The organism is Streptomyces sp. NPDC028928, from assembly GCF_055564915.1.
In genome coordinates this window covers 184,496-200,247 of the sequence record NZ_JBVHVI010000012.1, presented here as the reverse complement: position 1 = coordinate 200,247, position 15,752 = coordinate 184,496, and the positions used below count along the sequence as shown (strand labels likewise).

The window sequence follows — 15,752 nt, the reverse complement described above, 5'->3', positions numbered from 1 at the left end:
CTTGCGGGTGCGGCGCGGCTTGGCCTCGGCCTCGGGGGCGTCGGGCGTGGCCGGCTCCGCAGCCTTGCGGGTGCGGCGGCGGGGCTTGGCCTCGGCGGCCTCGGCCGTGTCCACGGCCGCCTCGGCGGCAGCGGCGGTCTTGCGCGTGCGGCGCGGCTTGGCCTCGGTGGCCTCGGCCGTGTCCGGTGCCGCCTCCGGCTGAGGGGCCGGCTCGGCCGTCTTCCGGGTGCGGCGGCGCGGCTTGGTCTCCGCGGCCGGAGCGGCCTCGGGCTCCGTCACCGGGCTGTCCGCGATCACGGGCTCGGCAACGGGCTCGGCCACCGGGGCCTTCGCCGCGGCCGGCTCCGTCACCGGCTCGGTCGCCGCAGCGGGCGCCACGGCGGACTCGGTCACCGGAGTCTCCGGCTCGGCCGTCTTCCGCGTGCGGCGGCGGCGCGGCTTCTCCGGCGTGTCCAGGACGGCGGGGCCCTCGGCCGTGGCCACTGTCTCGACGGCGGCGGTGCCGGCGGCCTCGACGGTCGTCGTGGGTGCCGTGGCGGCCGTCACCGGCTCCGCCGGCGCCCCGCCGCGGGTACGGCGACGGCGGCGCGGGGTGCGGGCCGCGGGGGTCTCCTCCGTACCGGCGGTCTCGGCGACCGGCGCGGCGGGGGAGGCGTCCACCGGCGCGCCACCGCGGGTGCGGCGGCGCCGGCGCGGCGTACGGGCCGGACGCTCACGCTCGGCCGGGGCCGGCTCGGTGCGGTCGGCACGGCCGCCACGGTCACCGCGGCCCCGGCCGCGCGCGCCACGTCCGCCGGTCTCGCCCAGGTCCTCCAGCTCCTCCGCGTCCAGACCGGCGCGGGTCCGCTCGGAGCGCGGCAGGGTGCCCTTCGTGCCCTCGGGGATGCCGAGGTCGGAGAACAGGTGCGGGGAGCTGGAGTACGTCTCCACCGGGTCGTTGAAGTCCAGCTCCAGCGCCTTGTTGATCAGCTGCCAGCGCGGGATGTCGTCCCAGTCGACGAACGTGATCGCCGTACCCTTGGCGCCCGCGCGACCGGTACGGCCGACCCGGTGCAGGTACGTCTTCTCGTCCTCGGGGGACTGGTAGTTGATGACGTGGGTCACGCCCTCGACGTCGATGCCGCGCGCGGCGACGTCGGTGCAGACGAGGACGTCGACCTTGCCGTTGCGGAAGGCGCGCAGTGCCTGCTCACGGGCGCCCTGGCCGAGGTCGCCGTGGACCGCGCCGGCGGCGAAGCCGCGACGCTCCAGCTGCTCGGCGATGTCGGCCGCCGTGCGCTTGGTCCGGCAGAAGATCATCGCCAGTCCGCGGCCCTCGGCCTGCAGGATGCGGGCGACCATCTCCGGCTTGTCCATGTTGTGCGCGCGGTAGACGAACTGCTTGATGTTCGCGACCGTCACGCCCTCGTCGTCCGGCGCGGTGGCGCGGATGTGCGTGGGCCGGGACATGTAGCGGCGGGCGAGGCCGATGACCGCGCCCGGCATGGTCGCCGAGAACAGCATGGTCTGGCGCTTGGCCGGCAGCAGGTTGATGATCTTCTCGACGTCGGGCAGGAAGCCCAGGTCGAGCATCTCGTCGGCCTCGTCCAGGACCAGGCACTTGACGTGCTTCAGGTTCAGCTTCTTCTGGCCCGCGAGGTCCAGCAGCCGGCCCGGGGTGCCGACGACCACGTCGACGCCCTTCTTGAGGGCCTCCACCTGGGGCTCGTAGGCCCGGCCGCCGTAGATCGCCAGCACGCGCACGTTACGGACCTTGCCGGCCGTCAGCAGGTCGTTGGTGACCTGGGTGCACAGCTCGCGCGTGGGGACGACGACGAGCGCCTGCGGGGCGTCGGTGAGGGCCTCGGGGGCGGCGCGTCCGGCCTCGACGTCGGCGGGGACGGTGACGCGCTCGAGGAGCGGGAGGCCGAAGCCCAGCGTCTTGCCGGTGCCGGTCTTGGCCTGGCCGATGACGTCCGTGCCGGAAAGGGCGACGGGGAGCGTCATCTCCTGGATGGGGAAGGGGGTGATGATGCCGACGGCTTCCAGGGCCTCGGCGGTCTCGGGGAGGATTCCGAGTTCACGAAACGTCGTAGTCAGGGTGCTGCCTCTTCTGTGTGCGCGGTGCGAGGCGAGCGAGCGGGGGTCATGTCTGACCGTGCCGGGGACGTCGGCTGCCGTACGGACCAACCACTCGGGCGAGCCGTATGACACGGGACCTCTGCCGACGCTCTAGCGCTCGTACCGCTGAGGGTCCCTCCTGCCGTCGTACGATCACTGCCGTACGGCCTTGGAGGGCTGTCGGGTCGGAGCCGATCGGGCCACCGACCGGGCATCCTCATGCGTGCGGCCTGTCGGGAACGTCGAGCATCGTCGACGCACTCTGGCAGGCGCATTACCACCATACCCCGGAATCGCGCACATGCGATGGCCGATTTGGTCACGTAGTCGTGGTCACACTCGTTGACCAGGGCTTGAGCGGCGCGTCAAGCGGGCTATTGTGCGCCTCATGACTAGCTCTGACAAGCCTGAGAACGCGTCCGCCGAATCCGCCGAACCCACCGGTGTCGCCGCCCAGGACTGGGCGCAGGCGTCCGCCGACCCGCAGTACCGCGCCGCGGTCGTGGATCTGCTCGGCGCGCTCGCGTACGGGGAGCTGGCCGCGTTCGAGCGGCTCGCGGAGGACGCCAAGCTGGCGCCGACCCTCGCGGACAAGGCGGAGCTGGCGAAGATGGCCTCGGCCGAGTTCCACCACTTCGAGCGGCTGCGGGACCGGCTGACCGAGATCGGCGAGGAGCCTACGGCCGCGATGGACCCGTTCGTGGCCGCGCTCGACGGTTTCCACAAGCAGACCGCTCCGTCGGACTGGCTGGAGGGCCTGGTCAAGGCGTACGTCGGCGACTCGATCGCGAGCGACTTCTACCGGGAGGTCGCGGCCCGGCTCGACTCCGACACGCGCGAGCTGGTGCTGGCCGTGCTGGACGACACCGGGCACGCCGGGTTCGCCGTGGAGAAGGTGCGGGCCGCGATCGACGCCGACCCGCGGGTGGGCGGCCGGCTGGCGCTGTGGGCACGCCGGCTGATGGGGGAGGCGCTGTCGCAGTCCCAGCGGGTGGTCGCGGACCGCGACGCGCTGTCCACGATGCTCGTGGGCGGGGTGGCCGACGGGTTCGATCTCGCGGAGGTCGGGAAGATGTTCTCGCGGATCACGGAGGCGCACACGAAGCGGATGGCCGCGCTGGGCCTCGCGGCGTAGCACTCCGTGGGGGTGGGTGCGCGTCGTCTCGTGGCTGCGGGTCCGTCGGGGTTGCTCGCGCAGTTCCCCGCGCCCCTGACGGCTCGGCTACGCCGTCGCTGATCGGCGGCGCAGGCGGCCTGTCGGGCGCAGGAGCAGGGACAGGGACGCCACCGAGATGATCGCGGCGCCCAGCAGGCTGAGCAGGGCGGTGCCGGGGCCCAGGGCGGTGTGGGTGACGAAGTCGCCGAAGAGGGCTCCGGCACCGCCCGTGCAGTACACCAGCGGACGGGCCGGCAGCCGGTGGGCGAGACGGTGCGTCGCCGCCCACGCGAGGATCAGACCGAGCACGGCGGAGCCGAGTGCTTCGAGGATCATGTAGGGGTCCCTCCCACGGCCGGTCTGGCTCGACGGTCGTAGCCCGTCATACCCGTGACCTGCGGATTGCAATCCTGCGCTGTGGAGGAGTTGTGCTCCGTCTGTGTGCGTGGCGGACGCGGAAGGGCCCGGCGGCACACGGCCGCCGGGCCCTTCGCACGACTGTCGCCTACAGCGCGCCGAAGCCCACCTTGCGCACGGTCGGCTCGCCGATGTCGACGTACGCCAGACGGTCCGTCGGCACCAGGACCTTGCGGCCCTTCTCGTCCTGGAGGCTCAGCAGCCCCGTCTTGCCGGCCAGCGCCTCGGCCACCACGCGCTCGACCTCCTCGACGCTCTGACCGCTCTCCAGAACGATCTCGCGGGGCGCGTGCTGCACGCCGATCTTGACCTCCACGGCTATGTCCCTCCGACGGTCAGTGATGTGCGCGATCCATCCGCGCCCTACGCTGCACACATTAGCCCGGTGAGGGGATGTACACGCTGCGGGCCGGAACGCCAGGAGCGAACACCGCGCGGGAACAAACGCAAACCTCAGTGGTGCTCGGTGCCGTGCAGCGGGAAACCGGCGATGCCCCGCCAGGCCAGCGAGGTCAGCAGCTGCACCGCCTGATCGCGCGGGACGCTGCGGTCGCTGTGCAGCCAGGAACGGGCCACCACCTGGGCGAGTCCGCCGAGGCCGGAGGCCAGCAGCATGGACTCCGCGCGCGAGAGGCCCGTGTCCTCGGCGATGACGTCGCAGATCGCCTCGGCGCACTCGTTGGTGACCTTGTCCACGCGCTCGCGCACGGCGGGCTCGTTCGTCAGGTCCGACTCGAAGACCAGCCGGAAGGCCCCGCCGTCGTCCTCCACGTACGCGAAGTAGGCGTCCATCGTCGCCCGGACGCGCTGCTTGTTGTCGGTCGTCGACGCCAGCGCGCCGCGCACGGACTGGATCAGCGACTCGCAGTGCTGGTCCAGCAGGGCGAGGTAGAGGTCGAGCTTGCCGGGGAAGTGCTGGTAGAGCACCGGCTTGCTCACGCCGGCCCGCTCGGCGATGTCGTCCATCGCCGCCGCGTGGTACCCCTGCGCGACGAAAACCTCCTGAGCGGCGCCCAGCAACTGGTTCCGCCGGGCTCGGCGCGGCAGGCGGGTGCCACGTGGGCGTGCTGCCTCAGTTTGCTCGATGGCTGTCACGCCGCCTCCCAAAGTCGTCCACATGCGGTGTCGGCCGCGCCGCCATCGTACGTTTCGGTAACCCTGGTGTGCGCGGTGCGGGCGCAGAATTTCACGTACCGGACGACGGCGAAAGGCGGTACGGCCCGCCTGCTGCGGCAGGCCGGGTCCCGCGCGGTCCTGCGAGGTCAGCGGTGGCGGTCCTGCGAGGTCAGCGGTAGTCGTCCTCGTCGAGAGACACCACGCGCGCCTGTTCGACCAGATCGGCCACGTTCCCACGGGCCGGGTCCATTCCCGTCAGGGGGTCGTCGCGGTCCGGCGTGATGTCCGCGTGCTGCTCGGCGGCGTCCACCTCGGGCGCCTCGACGTCCCGCTCCTGCAAGGCGTCGGCCTCCAGCTCCTCGATGTCCTCGATCGCGTCGGGCTCTGTGGGGTCATAGGCCATGGTGGGCTCCCTTCCTACGAACGTCCCTGGATAGAGCAGGGGCCACACGCGGGTGCCCTCTGTACGAGCCTAGGAGACAGCTGATCCTGACGCCATGCCGTCAGGGCCGTTCGCCGCACCGGTTCTCCAGCTCCGTACGGTTCACTCTGTGACGGCCGACACACGAACCCCGGCGTGACGTGATCACCTCGTAACATTGCCGCATGTCTTCGACCGAGTCGCCGTCCCTGCCGGCCGCCAGTGTGCTTCCCAAGGTGGCGCCCGTCCGGGTCGGAGAGGGCGAGCGGCTGCGGTCCGTGGGCCTGCCCGGCGTCACCCTGTCGGTCCGTTCCCGGCGCCCCGCGCGCGAGGGCCTGCCGCCCGCGCTGTACGTCCACGGGCTCGGCGGCTCCTCGCAGAACTGGTCCTCGCTCATGGCCGAGCTGGACGGTGTCGTCGACAGCGAGGCGGTCGACCTGCCGGGCTTCGGCGACTCCCCGCCCCCGGACGACGGCGACTACTCCGTCACCGGGCACGCGCGCGCGGTGATCCGCTATCTCGACGCGTCCGGCCGCGGCCCGGTCCACCTCTTCGGCAACTCGCTCGGCGGCGCGGTCACCACGCGCGTGGCCGCCGTACGCCCCGACCTGGTCCGTACGCTCACGCTGGTCTCGCCCGCCCTGCCCGAGCTGCGGGTGCAGCGCACCGCGGTGCCGACGGGGCTGCTCGCCGTGCCCGGCATCGCCGCCCTGTTCACCCGGCTCACCAAGGAGTGGACGGCCGAGCAGCGGGTGCGCGGGGTCATGGCGCTCTGCTACGGCGACCCCGGGCGGGTTTCGCCGGAGGCGTTCCGGTATGCCGTCGAGGAGCTGGAGCGGCGGCTGCAGCTGCCGTACTTCTGGGACGCGATGGCCCGCTCCGCGCGCGGGATCGTCAACGCCTACACGCTCGGCGGACAGCACGGGCTGTGGCGCCAGGCCGAGCGGGTGCTCGCCCCCACCCTGCTGATCTACGGCGGCCGGGACCAGCTCGTCGGCTTCCGCATGGCCCGCAGGGCCGCCCGCGCCTTCCGTGACTCCCGTCTGCTGTCCCTGCCGGACGCCGGGCATGTGGCGATGATGGAGTACCCGGACGTGGTGGCGGGTGCGGTCCGGGAACTCCTGGCGCAGGCGGACGGCTCCGGCGAGGGCGTCCACGCCGACGCCGCAGTCACCGGCGTGAGGGGCTGAGGGCCAGGGTGGGACGCCACAGCCGCCGCGGACCGGCCCCGAAGAGCGACTCCGCGGACATAGCCGCACGGCGGGGGGAGCGACGGGGCGCACGCTCCGACGACGACAGGGGCGACGCGCCCGGGGTTCCTGGCGGTGTCCAGGGGGTTCCTGGCGGTGCTCCCGGGTTTCCCGACGGTACTCCGGCGCGCGGGGTGCCGAGGGCTTACGACGGCACTCCCGCGCATGGTGTGCCGAGGGCCGGCGGTGGCGCGCCGGTGCCGGGGGCGCGTGGTGGGCATCCCGAGCAGCGGGAACCCGGCGGCGGCTGGGGGGAGTTCGCCGGGCGGGCGGGCGGTACCGGCGGGCCCGGTGTCGTGTTGCCCCGGCAGCGGCAGGCGGAGCCGGGTGCTCCGGGCCCGGGCGCTCCGGGCCCGGGTGGGGCGCGGCGCCGCCGTGGCCCCCGGCAGGAGTACCTGGACGCCTTCGAAGGCGCCGGAGCCGGCACCGACGACACCAGGGGAACCCGCGACCCCCGGGACACCGAGGAAGCCGGGGCCTCCGCGTCCGGCGCCGCTGTGCCCGCGCAGCGCGGCGGGACCAAGGGGTGGGCCTTCACCGGCATCGCGGCGGCTGCCGTCACCACCGTCCTCGCGGTGGTCGTCGCCGGTCAGGTGACCGAGGGCCGGGACGGCGACGCGCAGTCGCAGTCCGCCGCCGGCCAGACCCACGACACGCGTACCCCCGGGGACGTCGCGGGCGCGCCGGCGCCCTCCGGCGTGCCGAGCGCGGTGGCGCTGACGTACGACCAGAAGATGGGCAGGAAGTACCCCCTCGGGGCCACGCTGGCCGGGCCGGGGAAGTTCGACGCCGTGCCCGGTTTCGACAAGGCCCCCGGCACCGGGCAGAAGTACCGGTACCGCGTCGACGTCGAGCAGGGGCTGGGGCTGGACGGCGCGCTGTTCGCCGAGGCCGTGCAGCAGACTCTGAACGACAAGCGCAGCTGGGCGCACGGCGGTGCCCGCACCTTCGAGCGCATCTCCTCCGGCAAACCGGACTTCGTGATCACGCTGGCCAGCCCCGGCACCACCGCCAAGTGGTGCGCCAAGTCCGGCCTGGACACCACCGAGGACAACGTCTCCTGCGACTCCGCCGCGACCGAACGCGTCATGATCAATGCGTACCGGTGGGCTCAAGGCAGCAAGACATACGGTGACCGGATCCATGCGTACCGGCAAATGTTGATCAACCATGAAGTCGGCCACCGGCTGGGCTACGGCCATGTCACCTGCCAGAAGGACGGCGAGCCGGCCCCCGTCATGCAGCAGCAGACCAAGTTCCTCGACCACGACGGGATCCACTGCCGGCCCAACCCCTGGCCGTACCCCACGAGTTGACGGGCTTCACTTACGTCACATTGACATGAGCCGTCTGTTCCTCCATATTTCTGCGCATGTGGTCTAGTCATGCCGTCTCCACCAGCGCCGCCATCGAGCTGGCGCTCATCGGTGTGACCGCACTCTGCGTGGCCGACATCCACTGTCGCTGACGCCGCCTCCCCGGCGTTCGCGTCGCGACTCTTTTCTCCCTCTCCGTCCGTGACCGCGTCACGGACTTTTCGACGACCCGACGCCGGGGCCGACGTCTGCCCGCAGCCGTCTCACTCCTCGTCCACATGTCTCACCCATCGAGAAACGATCGAGCGGCGATCCAGAGGTCTCCGAGAAGCCCTCGATCGACCCTTGATCAACTCTTGATCAACCCCGTCACGTCACCCGAGAGGTCGTCATTCCGATGCGTCAACCGTCCGTCATAGCGCGCCGCGTGGCAGCGGCATCCGTCAGCCTGGTCGTGGCAGCGGGCGCCGCCGCCTGCGGCCCTGAGGACAGCGATGCCAAGGGTTCCGGTGGCGACTCCGCGCCCCACAAGGGCGGCACGCTCACGGTCCTGAACTCCGAGCCGCAGACCGACTTCGACCCCGCGCGGCTGTACACCTCCGGTGGCGGAAACGTCCCTTCGCTGGTCTTCCGCACCCTCACCACGCGCAACCGCGAGAACGGCGCGGCCGGCGCCAAGGTCGTCCCCGACCTCGCCACCGACACCGGGCGCCCCAACAAGGACGCGACCGTGTGGACGTACACCCTGAAGACGGGCCTGAAGTACGAGGACGGCACGCCGATCACCTCGGCCGACATCAAGTACGGCATCGAGCGCTCCTTCGCCCCCGAACTCTCCGGTGGCGCCCCCTACTTGCGGGACTGGCTGGTCGGCGCCGCCGACTACCAGGGGCCCTACAAGGACAAGAAGGGACTGTCCGCGATCGAGACGCCGGACGCCCGGACCATCGTCTTCCACCTGAACAAGCCCGAGGGCGAGTTCCCGTACCTCGCCACGCAGACGCAGTTCACCCCGGTGCCCAAGAGCAAGGACACCGGCACCAAGTACGAGTCGCACCCGGTCTCCTCCGGGCCGTACAAGGTCGTCAAGAACGAGAACGACGGCGAGCATCTCGTCCTGGAGCGCAACACGTACTGGTCGGCGGCGACCGACGAAGAGCGCAAGGCCTACCCGGACACCATCGACGTGCGCTCCGGACTCGACTCCTCGGTGATCAACCAGCGGCTGTCCGCGTCCCAGGGTGCGGACGCCGCCGCCGTCACCACGGACACCAACCTCGGCCCGGCCGAACTCGCCAAGGTGACCGGCGACAGGAAGCTGGCCGCGCGCGTGGGTACCGGCCACTTCGGCTACACGAACTACCTCGCCTTCAACCCGAAGGTGAAGCCGTTCGACAACCCCAAGGTGCGCCAGGCCGTCGCGTACGCCATCGACCGGTCCTCCGTGGTCAACGCGGCCGGCGGCAGCTCCCTCGCCGAACCCGCCACCACCTTCCTGCCGAACCAGAAGTCCTTCGGCTACACGCCGTACGACCCGTTCCCGGCGGGCGCGTCCGGCAACGCGGCCAAGGCCAAGGAACTGCTGGCGCAGGCCGGTTACAAGAGCGGGCTCAGCATCACGCTGACCCACTCCAACAACAAGGACTTCGAGACCAGCCCGGAGATCGCCACCGCCGTCCAGGACGCGCTCAAGAAGGCCGGTATCACGGTCAGGCTGCAGGGCCTGGAGGACAACGACTACCGGGACAAGATCCACAGCGTGAAGAACGAGCCGGGCCTCTTCCTCGCCCACTGGGGTGCGGACTGGCCGTCCGGCGGCCCCTTCCTCGCGCCCATCTTCGACGGCCGGCAGATCGTCAAGGATGGAGCGAACTTCAACACGGGCCAGCTGAACGACAAGTCGGTCAATGACGAGATTGACGCGATCAACAAGTTGACCGACCTTGACGCCGCCGCCCAGCGATGGGGTGCACTGGACAAGAAGATCGGCGAGAAGGCCCTCGTCGTGCCGCTGTTCCACCCCGTCTACAAGCGTTTGTACGGCTCGGACGTCAAGAACGTCGTCATCAGCGACTGGACCGGCGTCCTGGACATCTCCCAGGTCGCGGTGAAGTAGCGCCGTGAGCGAGGCACTTGCCGCCGTCGAGACCGCCGGGACGGACATCTCCGTCCCGGCGGTCTCGGGGGCACGTCAGTTCTGGCGGCGGCTGCGGGCGCAGCGGGCCGCCCTGGTCGCCGCGGCCGTCGTCGCGCTGCTCGTCCTGGTCGCGCTCGCCGCGCCGCTGCTCACCGCCCTGGAGGGTCAGGACCCCACCACCTACCACCCCACTCTGATCGACTCCGCGCGCGGGGGCGTGCCTCTCGGCTCCTTCGGCGGCATGAGCGCCGACCACTGGCTGGGCGTCGAACCGCAGACCGGACGCGACATGTTCGCCCGGCTGGTCTACGGCGCGCGGGTCTCGCTGGGCGTGTCGCTGGGTGCCACGCTGGTCCAGGTCGTGCTCGGCGTCGCCGTGGGCGTGGCCGCCGGACTGGGCAACCGCTGGGTCGACCTGGTCCTGAGCCGCGTCACCGACATCTTCGTCTCCATGCCACTGATGATCATGGCGCTGGCGCTGCTGGCCATCGTGCCGGGCAGCTTCCCGCGCCCCGTCCTGGTCGCGCTGATCATCGCCCTGGTCTCCGGGTGGGCCACCACGGCCACGATGGTGCGCGCGCAGACCCTCGCCCTGAAGAACCTCGACTACGTCGCCGCGTCCCGGCTCAGCGGCTGGAGCACCTGGCGGACCGCCGTACGCGAACTGCTCCCGGGCCTCGCCGCGCCGGTCATCACCTACGCCGCGCTGCTGATCCCGTCGAACATCAGTGCCGAGGCGGCCCTGTCCTTCCTCGGCGTCGGCGTGAAGCCGCCCACCCCCTCGTGGGGCCAGATGCTCACCTCCGCCGACGTCTGGTACCAGGCGGCCCCGCAGTACCTGCTGCTGCCCGCGCTCGCCCTGTTCGTGACCGTGGTCGCGATGACCGTCCTCGGCGACGGCGTCCGCGTCGCCCTGGACCCGCGCGCCGCCTCGCGCCTGCGCATCGGCACCGGCCGCAAGCGGGAGGCACGCGCCGAGACGGCCGTACCCACCGGCGAACCGAGGAAGGAGGAGCAGCCGTGAGCGGCTTCACCGGCTTCGTCCTGCGCCGGGTCATCGGCGCCGTGGTCACCCTGTTCGTGCTCTCGGTGGTCATCTACGTCGTCTTCTACGTCACCCCCGGCAACGTCGCCCAGATCACCTGCGGGCCGCGCTGCTCCCCGGCCCAGGTCCACCAGGTGGCCCAGCAACTCCATCTCGACGACCCGCTGTACGTGCGCTATTGGCACTTCCTGCAGGGCATCTTCGTGGGCCAGGACTTCTCGACGGGCACCTCCGTGGAGCACTGCCCGGCGCCCTGCCTCGGCCAGTCGTACCAGAGCGACCAGCAGGTCACCGACATCATCCTGGCCAAGCTGCCGGTGAGCTTCTCGCTGGTGCTCGGCGCGATGGTGATCTGGCTGCTGCTCGGCGTCGGCACCGGCGTGCTGTCCGCCTGGCGGCGCGGCCGGCTCTCCGAACGCGTCCTGACCGCGGTCACCCTCGCCGGCGTCGCCACGCCCGTCTTCGTCATCGGCCTGGTCCTGATGATCGTCGTCTGCGGCGAACTCCAGCTGCTGCCCTTCCCGCAGTACGTCGACTTCACCGACGACCCCGAACAATGGGCGTGGAACCTGCTGCTGCCCTGGCTCTCCCTCGCCCTCATCGAGGCGGCCAACTTCGCCCGGCTGACCCGGGCGTCGATGCTGGAGACGCTGGCCGAGGACCACATCCGCACCTTCCGGGCGTACGGCGTCGGTGAGCGCGCGGTGATCGTCCGGCACGCGCTGCGCGGCGCGACGGCCTCCGTCATCGCGCTCAACGCGGTCACCTTCGGCTCGGCCATCGGCGGCGCCGTCCTCACCGAGACCCTGTTCGGACTGCCCGGCATCGGCCAGGAACTGGTGCACGCGGTCAAGGTCGTCGACCTGCCGGTGGTCGTCGGCATGGTTCTGGTGACCGGCTTCTTCGTGGTCCTCGCCAACGCCGTCGCGGACGTCCTGTACGCGGTGGCCGACCGACGGGTGGTGCTCGCATGAGCCTGGTGGAAGCGGCCGGCACGAGCCTGGTGGACGTCACCGACCTGACCGTCGAGTTCGGTGCCCTGCGCGCCGTCGACGGGCTCTCCTTCAGCCTGGCGAAGGGCGCCGCCCTCGCCCTGGTCGGCGAGTCCGGCTCCGGCAAGTCCACCGTCGCGGGCGCCCTGCTGGGCCTGCACCGGGGCACCGGGGCCCGGGTCGGCGGCTCGGTGCGGGTGGCCGGCACCGACGTACAGGCGGCCTCGGACGAGGAACTGCGCCGGCTGCGCGGCGCGAGGGCTGCCATGGTCTTCCAGGACCCGCTGTCCTCGCTCGACCCGTACTACGCGATCGGCGACCAGATCGCCGAGGTCCATCGCGTGCACGCGCGCGTGTCGCGACGCGCCGCACGCGCGCGTGCCGTGGAGGTCCTGGAGCGGGTCGGCATCCCGGACGCGGCACGGCGGGCCCGGTCCCGCCCGCACGAGTTCAGCGGCGGCATGCGCCAGCGCGCCCTCATCGCCATGGCCCTCGCCTGCGATCCGGACCTGCTGATCGCCGACGAGCCGACCACCGCGCTCGACGTCACCGTGCAGGCCCAGATCCTCGACCTGCTGCACGGACTGCGCCAGGAGACCGGCATGGGGCTGCTCCTCGTCACCCACGACGTGGGCGTGGCCGCCGAGAGCGTGGACGACATCCTCGTCATGCGGCACGGCAGAGCCGTCGAGCGCGGCCCGGTCGGCGCGGTCCTCACGGCGCCCGCCGAGCCGTACACCCGCGAACTCCTCGACGCCGTCCCGCGCGTGGACGCCCGCCGGACCGGCTCCCCGGCCACCGACGAGGTCGTGCTGGAGACCACCGGCGTGCGGCGCGAGTTCGGGCGCGGCAAGCGGGCGCTGACGGCCGTGGACGACGTCTCGGTGACCGTCCGGCGCGGGGAGACCCTCGGTGTGGTCGGCGAGAGCGGCAGCGGCAAGACCACGCTCGGCCGCATGCTCGTCGGGCTGCTGGCCCCCACCGCCGGCGAGATCCGCTACGAAGGGCGCCCGCACACCGGGGTGAACCCGGCCGTCCAGATGGTCTTCCAGGACCCCGTCTCCTCCCTCAACCCCCGCCGCAGCGTGGGCGAGTCCATCGCCGACCCGCTGCGCGCGCGGGGCGACCGGGACGAGGAGCGCATCCGGGGGCGTGTGAGGGAGCTGCTGGAGCGCGTGGGACTCGACGGGGCGCACTACGACCGCTACCCGCACGAGTTCAGTGGCGGACAGCGCCAGCGCATCGGCATCGCGCGGGCGCTCGCCGCCGAGCCGCGCGTGATCGTCTGCGACGAGCCCGTCTCCGCGCTCGACGTCACCACCCAGGCCCAGGTGGTCGCCCTGCTCGGCGAACTCCAGCGGGAACTCGGCCTCGCGCTGGTGTTCATCGCGCACGACCTCGCCGTCGTCCGCCAGGTCAGCGACCGGGTGGCGGTGATGCGGCGCGGCCGGCTCGTCGAGTACGGGCCCGCTGACGAGGTCTACGACAGCCCGCGCGAGCCGTACACCCGGCAGCTCCTGGCCGCCGTACCCGCGCTCGACCCGGAGCTGGCGGCGCGGCGGCGCGCCGCCCGGCGCGCACCGGCGGCCGTATAGCGCCGGGCGCGCGGCCCGCGCCCCGGGTGGCGTAACGTTTCGCGCTCGGGCGATCACCGTGTGAACCCTTAGCGCGACGGAACGCGACCCGCACGCGAAAGTTACGACCGTTCACCCCTTTTGGTGGGGGGGGGGGGGGGGGGGCCCCCCCCCCCCCCCCCCCCCCCCCCCCCCCCCCCCCCCCCCCCCCCCCCCCCCCACCGCCTTGTCCCCTTACGTTCGTCCCGCTGCGAGCCGCCGGGACACGGCAGGCGGCTCCCCAGACGGGAGATCGGGGGTGCACACGTGCGCATAGGACTGCTCACCGAGGGTGGCTTTCCGTATGTGAGCGGTGACGCCATGCTTTGGTGCGACCGGCTCGTGCGCGGGCTCGGGCAGCACGAGTTCGACGTCTACGCGCTCAGCCGCAGCCGGCGCCAGCAGGCCGACGGCTGCGTTCCGCTCCCGCCGCAGGTCCGGCGGCTGCGTACGGCGCCGCTGTGGACGGCCGAGGACGACGGCGTCACGCACGGATGGCGCACGCGCCGGCGCTTCGCCGAGTGCTACGGCGAACTGATGGCCGCCGTGTGCGCCGGGGGCGTCTCGGCCGAGGGCGCCTCCCGCGCCGGGACCCAGGACGCCTCCGATCATCTGGCGGACCGTTTCGGCAGCGCGCTGTACGGACTCGCCGAACTCGCCCGCGACAAGGGCGGACTCGTCGGCGCCCTGCGCTCCGACACCGCCGTACGCGCCCTGGAGCGCGCCTGCCGTGCCCCGCACGCGCTGCGCACGGCGCACGAGGCGCGCGTACCCGATCTGCTCGCCGTCGCCGCCCACCTCGAACGCGCCCTGCGCCCCCTCTCCCTCGACTGGTACGACGACGACACCCTCGGCGCGGCCGACCTCTGCCACGCCACCACCGGCGGCCCCGCCGCCCTCGCCGGACTGCTCGCCCGGCACTTCTGCGACGTACCGCTGCTCGTCACCGAGTACGGCGTACAACTGCGCTCGCACTACCTGACCCTCGGCCCCGACACCGCCGCCCCCGCCGTACGCGCCCTGCTCGGCGCCTTCCACGGCCGGCTCGCCGCCGAGGTCTACCGCCGCGCCGCCATCCTCACCCCGGGCAACGCGCACGCCCGCCGCTGGCAGGAACGGTGCGGCGCCGACCGCGCCCGGATCCGCACGGTGTACCCCGGCATGGCGGCCGACCGCTTCGCCGAGGTCGGCGAGTCCCCGGACCGGGCCGATCCGCACACCCTGGTCTGGGTCGGCCGCGTCGAACCCGCGAAGGACCTCGTGTCCCTGCTGCACGCGTTCGCCGAGGTCCGCAAGGAGGAACCCGAGGCCCGCCTGCGGATCGTCGGTTCGCCCTCCGGCACCGAGGGCGCGGAGTACCTCGGCCACTGCCGGGCGCTCGCCGCACAGCTCTTCCCGGACGAGGCGGAGGGCGCACACGCCGTCGGCGACAACCCCGTCTCCTTCGAGCAGATCGGCGCGCCGGAGGCCCCGACGCTGCCCGACGCGTACGCCGCCGGCGCGGTCGTCGTCCTCTCCAGCGTCGTGGAGGGCTTCCCGGTCGGCCTCGTCGAGGCCATGTTCTGCGGCCGGGCCACCGTGTCCACGGACGTCGGCGCGGTCGTGGAGGTCATCGGGGGCACGGGGCTGGTCGTGCCCCCGCGCAACCCCAGAGCGCTCGCCGAGGCGTGCGTGGCGCTGCTGCGCGACCCCGAGCGCCGTGAGCGCCTCGGTGCCGCCGCGCGCGCCCGGGCGCTCGAACTGTTCACCGTCGAGCAGAACATCACGGCATTTCACGGCATTTACCTGGAGATCGTCTCGCACTGCCCGGTCCGCCGGGTCGTCCTGGACGAGTCCGGCGAGCCCCTGCCCTTCGCCACCCCGGCCGAGTCCCACGTCCCCGGCCGCTGGACCGGCCCCACGGCCCGCGTCCTGCCCCGCCCCGGCCCCGCCTGGGCCACCCACACCCCGGTCCGCGCGACCCCGCTGGCCGCGGAGGGGGCACGATGAGCGACCTGAACGGCCGGACCGCCGGCAGGGGGGCCGGCTCGGGCTTGACGGCATCCCCAGAGGCCGCGTCCGCTGCGGCGTGCGGCTCGGTCGGGGAGGGAAGTTCGGGTCGGTCTGCGTCCGGTGCGGCGTGTGGCTCGGTCGGGGAGGGCAGTGCGGGTCGGTCCGCGTCCGTTGCGGCGTGTGGCTCCGCCGGGGAG

At 72.6% G+C, this 15,752-nt stretch carries 14 protein-coding genes; 9 read left to right on the top strand and 5 right to left on the bottom strand.

Annotated features, from left to right (window positions below; all coding sequences use genetic code 11):
- Positions 1-1,986: DEAD/DEAH box helicase (locus tag ACZ4U1_RS27920; protein ID WP_467906907.1), on the bottom strand; the 1,986-nt coding region annotated here is incomplete at its 3' end.
- Positions 1,987-2,488: 502 nt separating this feature from the next.
- Between ACZ4U1_RS27920 and ACZ4U1_RS27915 the strand changes: the two genes are divergently transcribed.
- Positions 2,489-3,235, top strand: coding sequence for a ferritin-like fold-containing protein (locus ACZ4U1_RS27915; RefSeq protein ID WP_467906906.1), 747 nt, complete (start codon positions 2,489-2,491; stop codon positions 3,233-3,235).
- 87 nt (positions 3,236-3,322) lie between these two features.
- Here ACZ4U1_RS27915 and ACZ4U1_RS27910 read toward each other — a convergent pair whose 3' ends face one another.
- From ACZ4U1_RS27910 to ACZ4U1_RS27895, 4 genes are all read right to left on the bottom strand, one after another.
- Complete coding sequence (locus ACZ4U1_RS27910; protein ID WP_467906905.1) at positions 3,323-3,592, bottom strand: hypothetical protein; 270 nt, start codon at positions 3,590-3,592, stop codon at positions 3,323-3,325.
- Between the two features lie 169 nt (positions 3,593-3,761).
- Complete coding sequence (locus ACZ4U1_RS27905) at positions 3,762-3,989, bottom strand: DUF3107 domain-containing protein (protein ID WP_055706876.1); 228 nt, start codon at positions 3,987-3,989, stop codon at positions 3,762-3,764.
- 137 nt (positions 3,990-4,126) lie between these two features.
- Positions 4,127-4,768 carry a TetR/AcrR family transcriptional regulator gene (locus ACZ4U1_RS27900; protein ID WP_356855333.1) on the bottom strand — a complete coding sequence of 214 codons (642 nt, stop codon included), beginning with the start codon at positions 4,766-4,768 and terminating at the stop codon, positions 4,127-4,129.
- Positions 4,769-4,958: 190 nt separating this feature from the next.
- Positions 4,959-5,192 (bottom strand): hypothetical protein, encoded by a 234-nt coding sequence (locus tag ACZ4U1_RS27895; protein ID WP_467906904.1) that lies wholly within the window; start codon positions 5,190-5,192, stop codon positions 4,959-4,961.
- A gap of 203 nt (positions 5,193-5,395) precedes the next feature.
- On the opposite strand from ACZ4U1_RS27895, the gene ACZ4U1_RS27890 reads away from it, so the two are divergent.
- The 8 genes from ACZ4U1_RS27890 to ACZ4U1_RS27855 all read left to right on the top strand — a co-directional run bounded on the left by ACZ4U1_RS27890 (position 5,396) and on the right by ACZ4U1_RS27855 (position 15,552).
- Positions 5,396-6,400: an alpha/beta fold hydrolase gene (locus ACZ4U1_RS27890; protein WP_467906903.1), complete on the top strand. Its 1,005-nt coding sequence runs from the start codon at positions 5,396-5,398 to the stop codon at positions 6,398-6,400.
- Between the two features lie 8 nt (positions 6,401-6,408).
- Positions 6,409-7,776 carry a DUF3152 domain-containing protein gene (locus ACZ4U1_RS27885; RefSeq protein ID WP_467906902.1) on the top strand — a complete coding sequence of 456 codons (1,368 nt, stop codon included), beginning with the start codon at positions 6,409-6,411 and terminating at the stop codon, positions 7,774-7,776.
- A gap of 56 nt (positions 7,777-7,832) precedes the next feature.
- Positions 7,833-7,928, top strand: a complete 96-nt coding sequence (locus ACZ4U1_RS27880) for an Ms4533A family Cys-rich leader peptide (protein ID WP_311315088.1) — start codon at positions 7,833-7,835, stop codon at positions 7,926-7,928.
- A 245-nt stretch (positions 7,929-8,173) separates the two neighbouring features.
- Positions 8,174-9,892, top strand: coding sequence for an ABC transporter substrate-binding protein (locus ACZ4U1_RS27875; protein ID WP_467906901.1), 1,719 nt, complete (start codon positions 8,174-8,176; stop codon positions 9,890-9,892).
- A 4-nt stretch (positions 9,893-9,896) separates the two neighbouring features.
- Positions 9,897-10,937: an ABC transporter permease gene (locus ACZ4U1_RS27870; protein WP_467906900.1), complete on the top strand. Its 1,041-nt coding sequence runs from the start codon at positions 9,897-9,899 to the stop codon at positions 10,935-10,937.
- Positions 10,934-11,932: an ABC transporter permease gene (locus tag ACZ4U1_RS27865; RefSeq protein WP_467906899.1), complete on the top strand. Its 999-nt coding sequence runs from the start codon at positions 10,934-10,936 to the stop codon at positions 11,930-11,932. Before ACZ4U1_RS27870 ends, ACZ4U1_RS27865 begins: the two co-directional genes overlap by 4 nt.
- Positions 11,929-13,545, top strand: a complete 1,617-nt coding sequence (locus tag ACZ4U1_RS27860) for a dipeptide ABC transporter ATP-binding protein (protein WP_467906898.1) — start codon at positions 11,929-11,931, stop codon at positions 13,543-13,545. Before ACZ4U1_RS27865 ends, ACZ4U1_RS27860 begins: the two co-directional genes overlap by 4 nt.
- A gap of 324 nt (positions 13,546-13,869) precedes the next feature.
- On the top strand, positions 13,870-15,552 hold the full coding sequence (locus ACZ4U1_RS27855; protein WP_467907041.1) for a glycosyltransferase: 1,683 nt from the start codon (positions 13,870-13,872) through the stop codon (positions 15,550-15,552).
- Positions 15,553-15,752 lie beyond the last annotated feature (200 nt).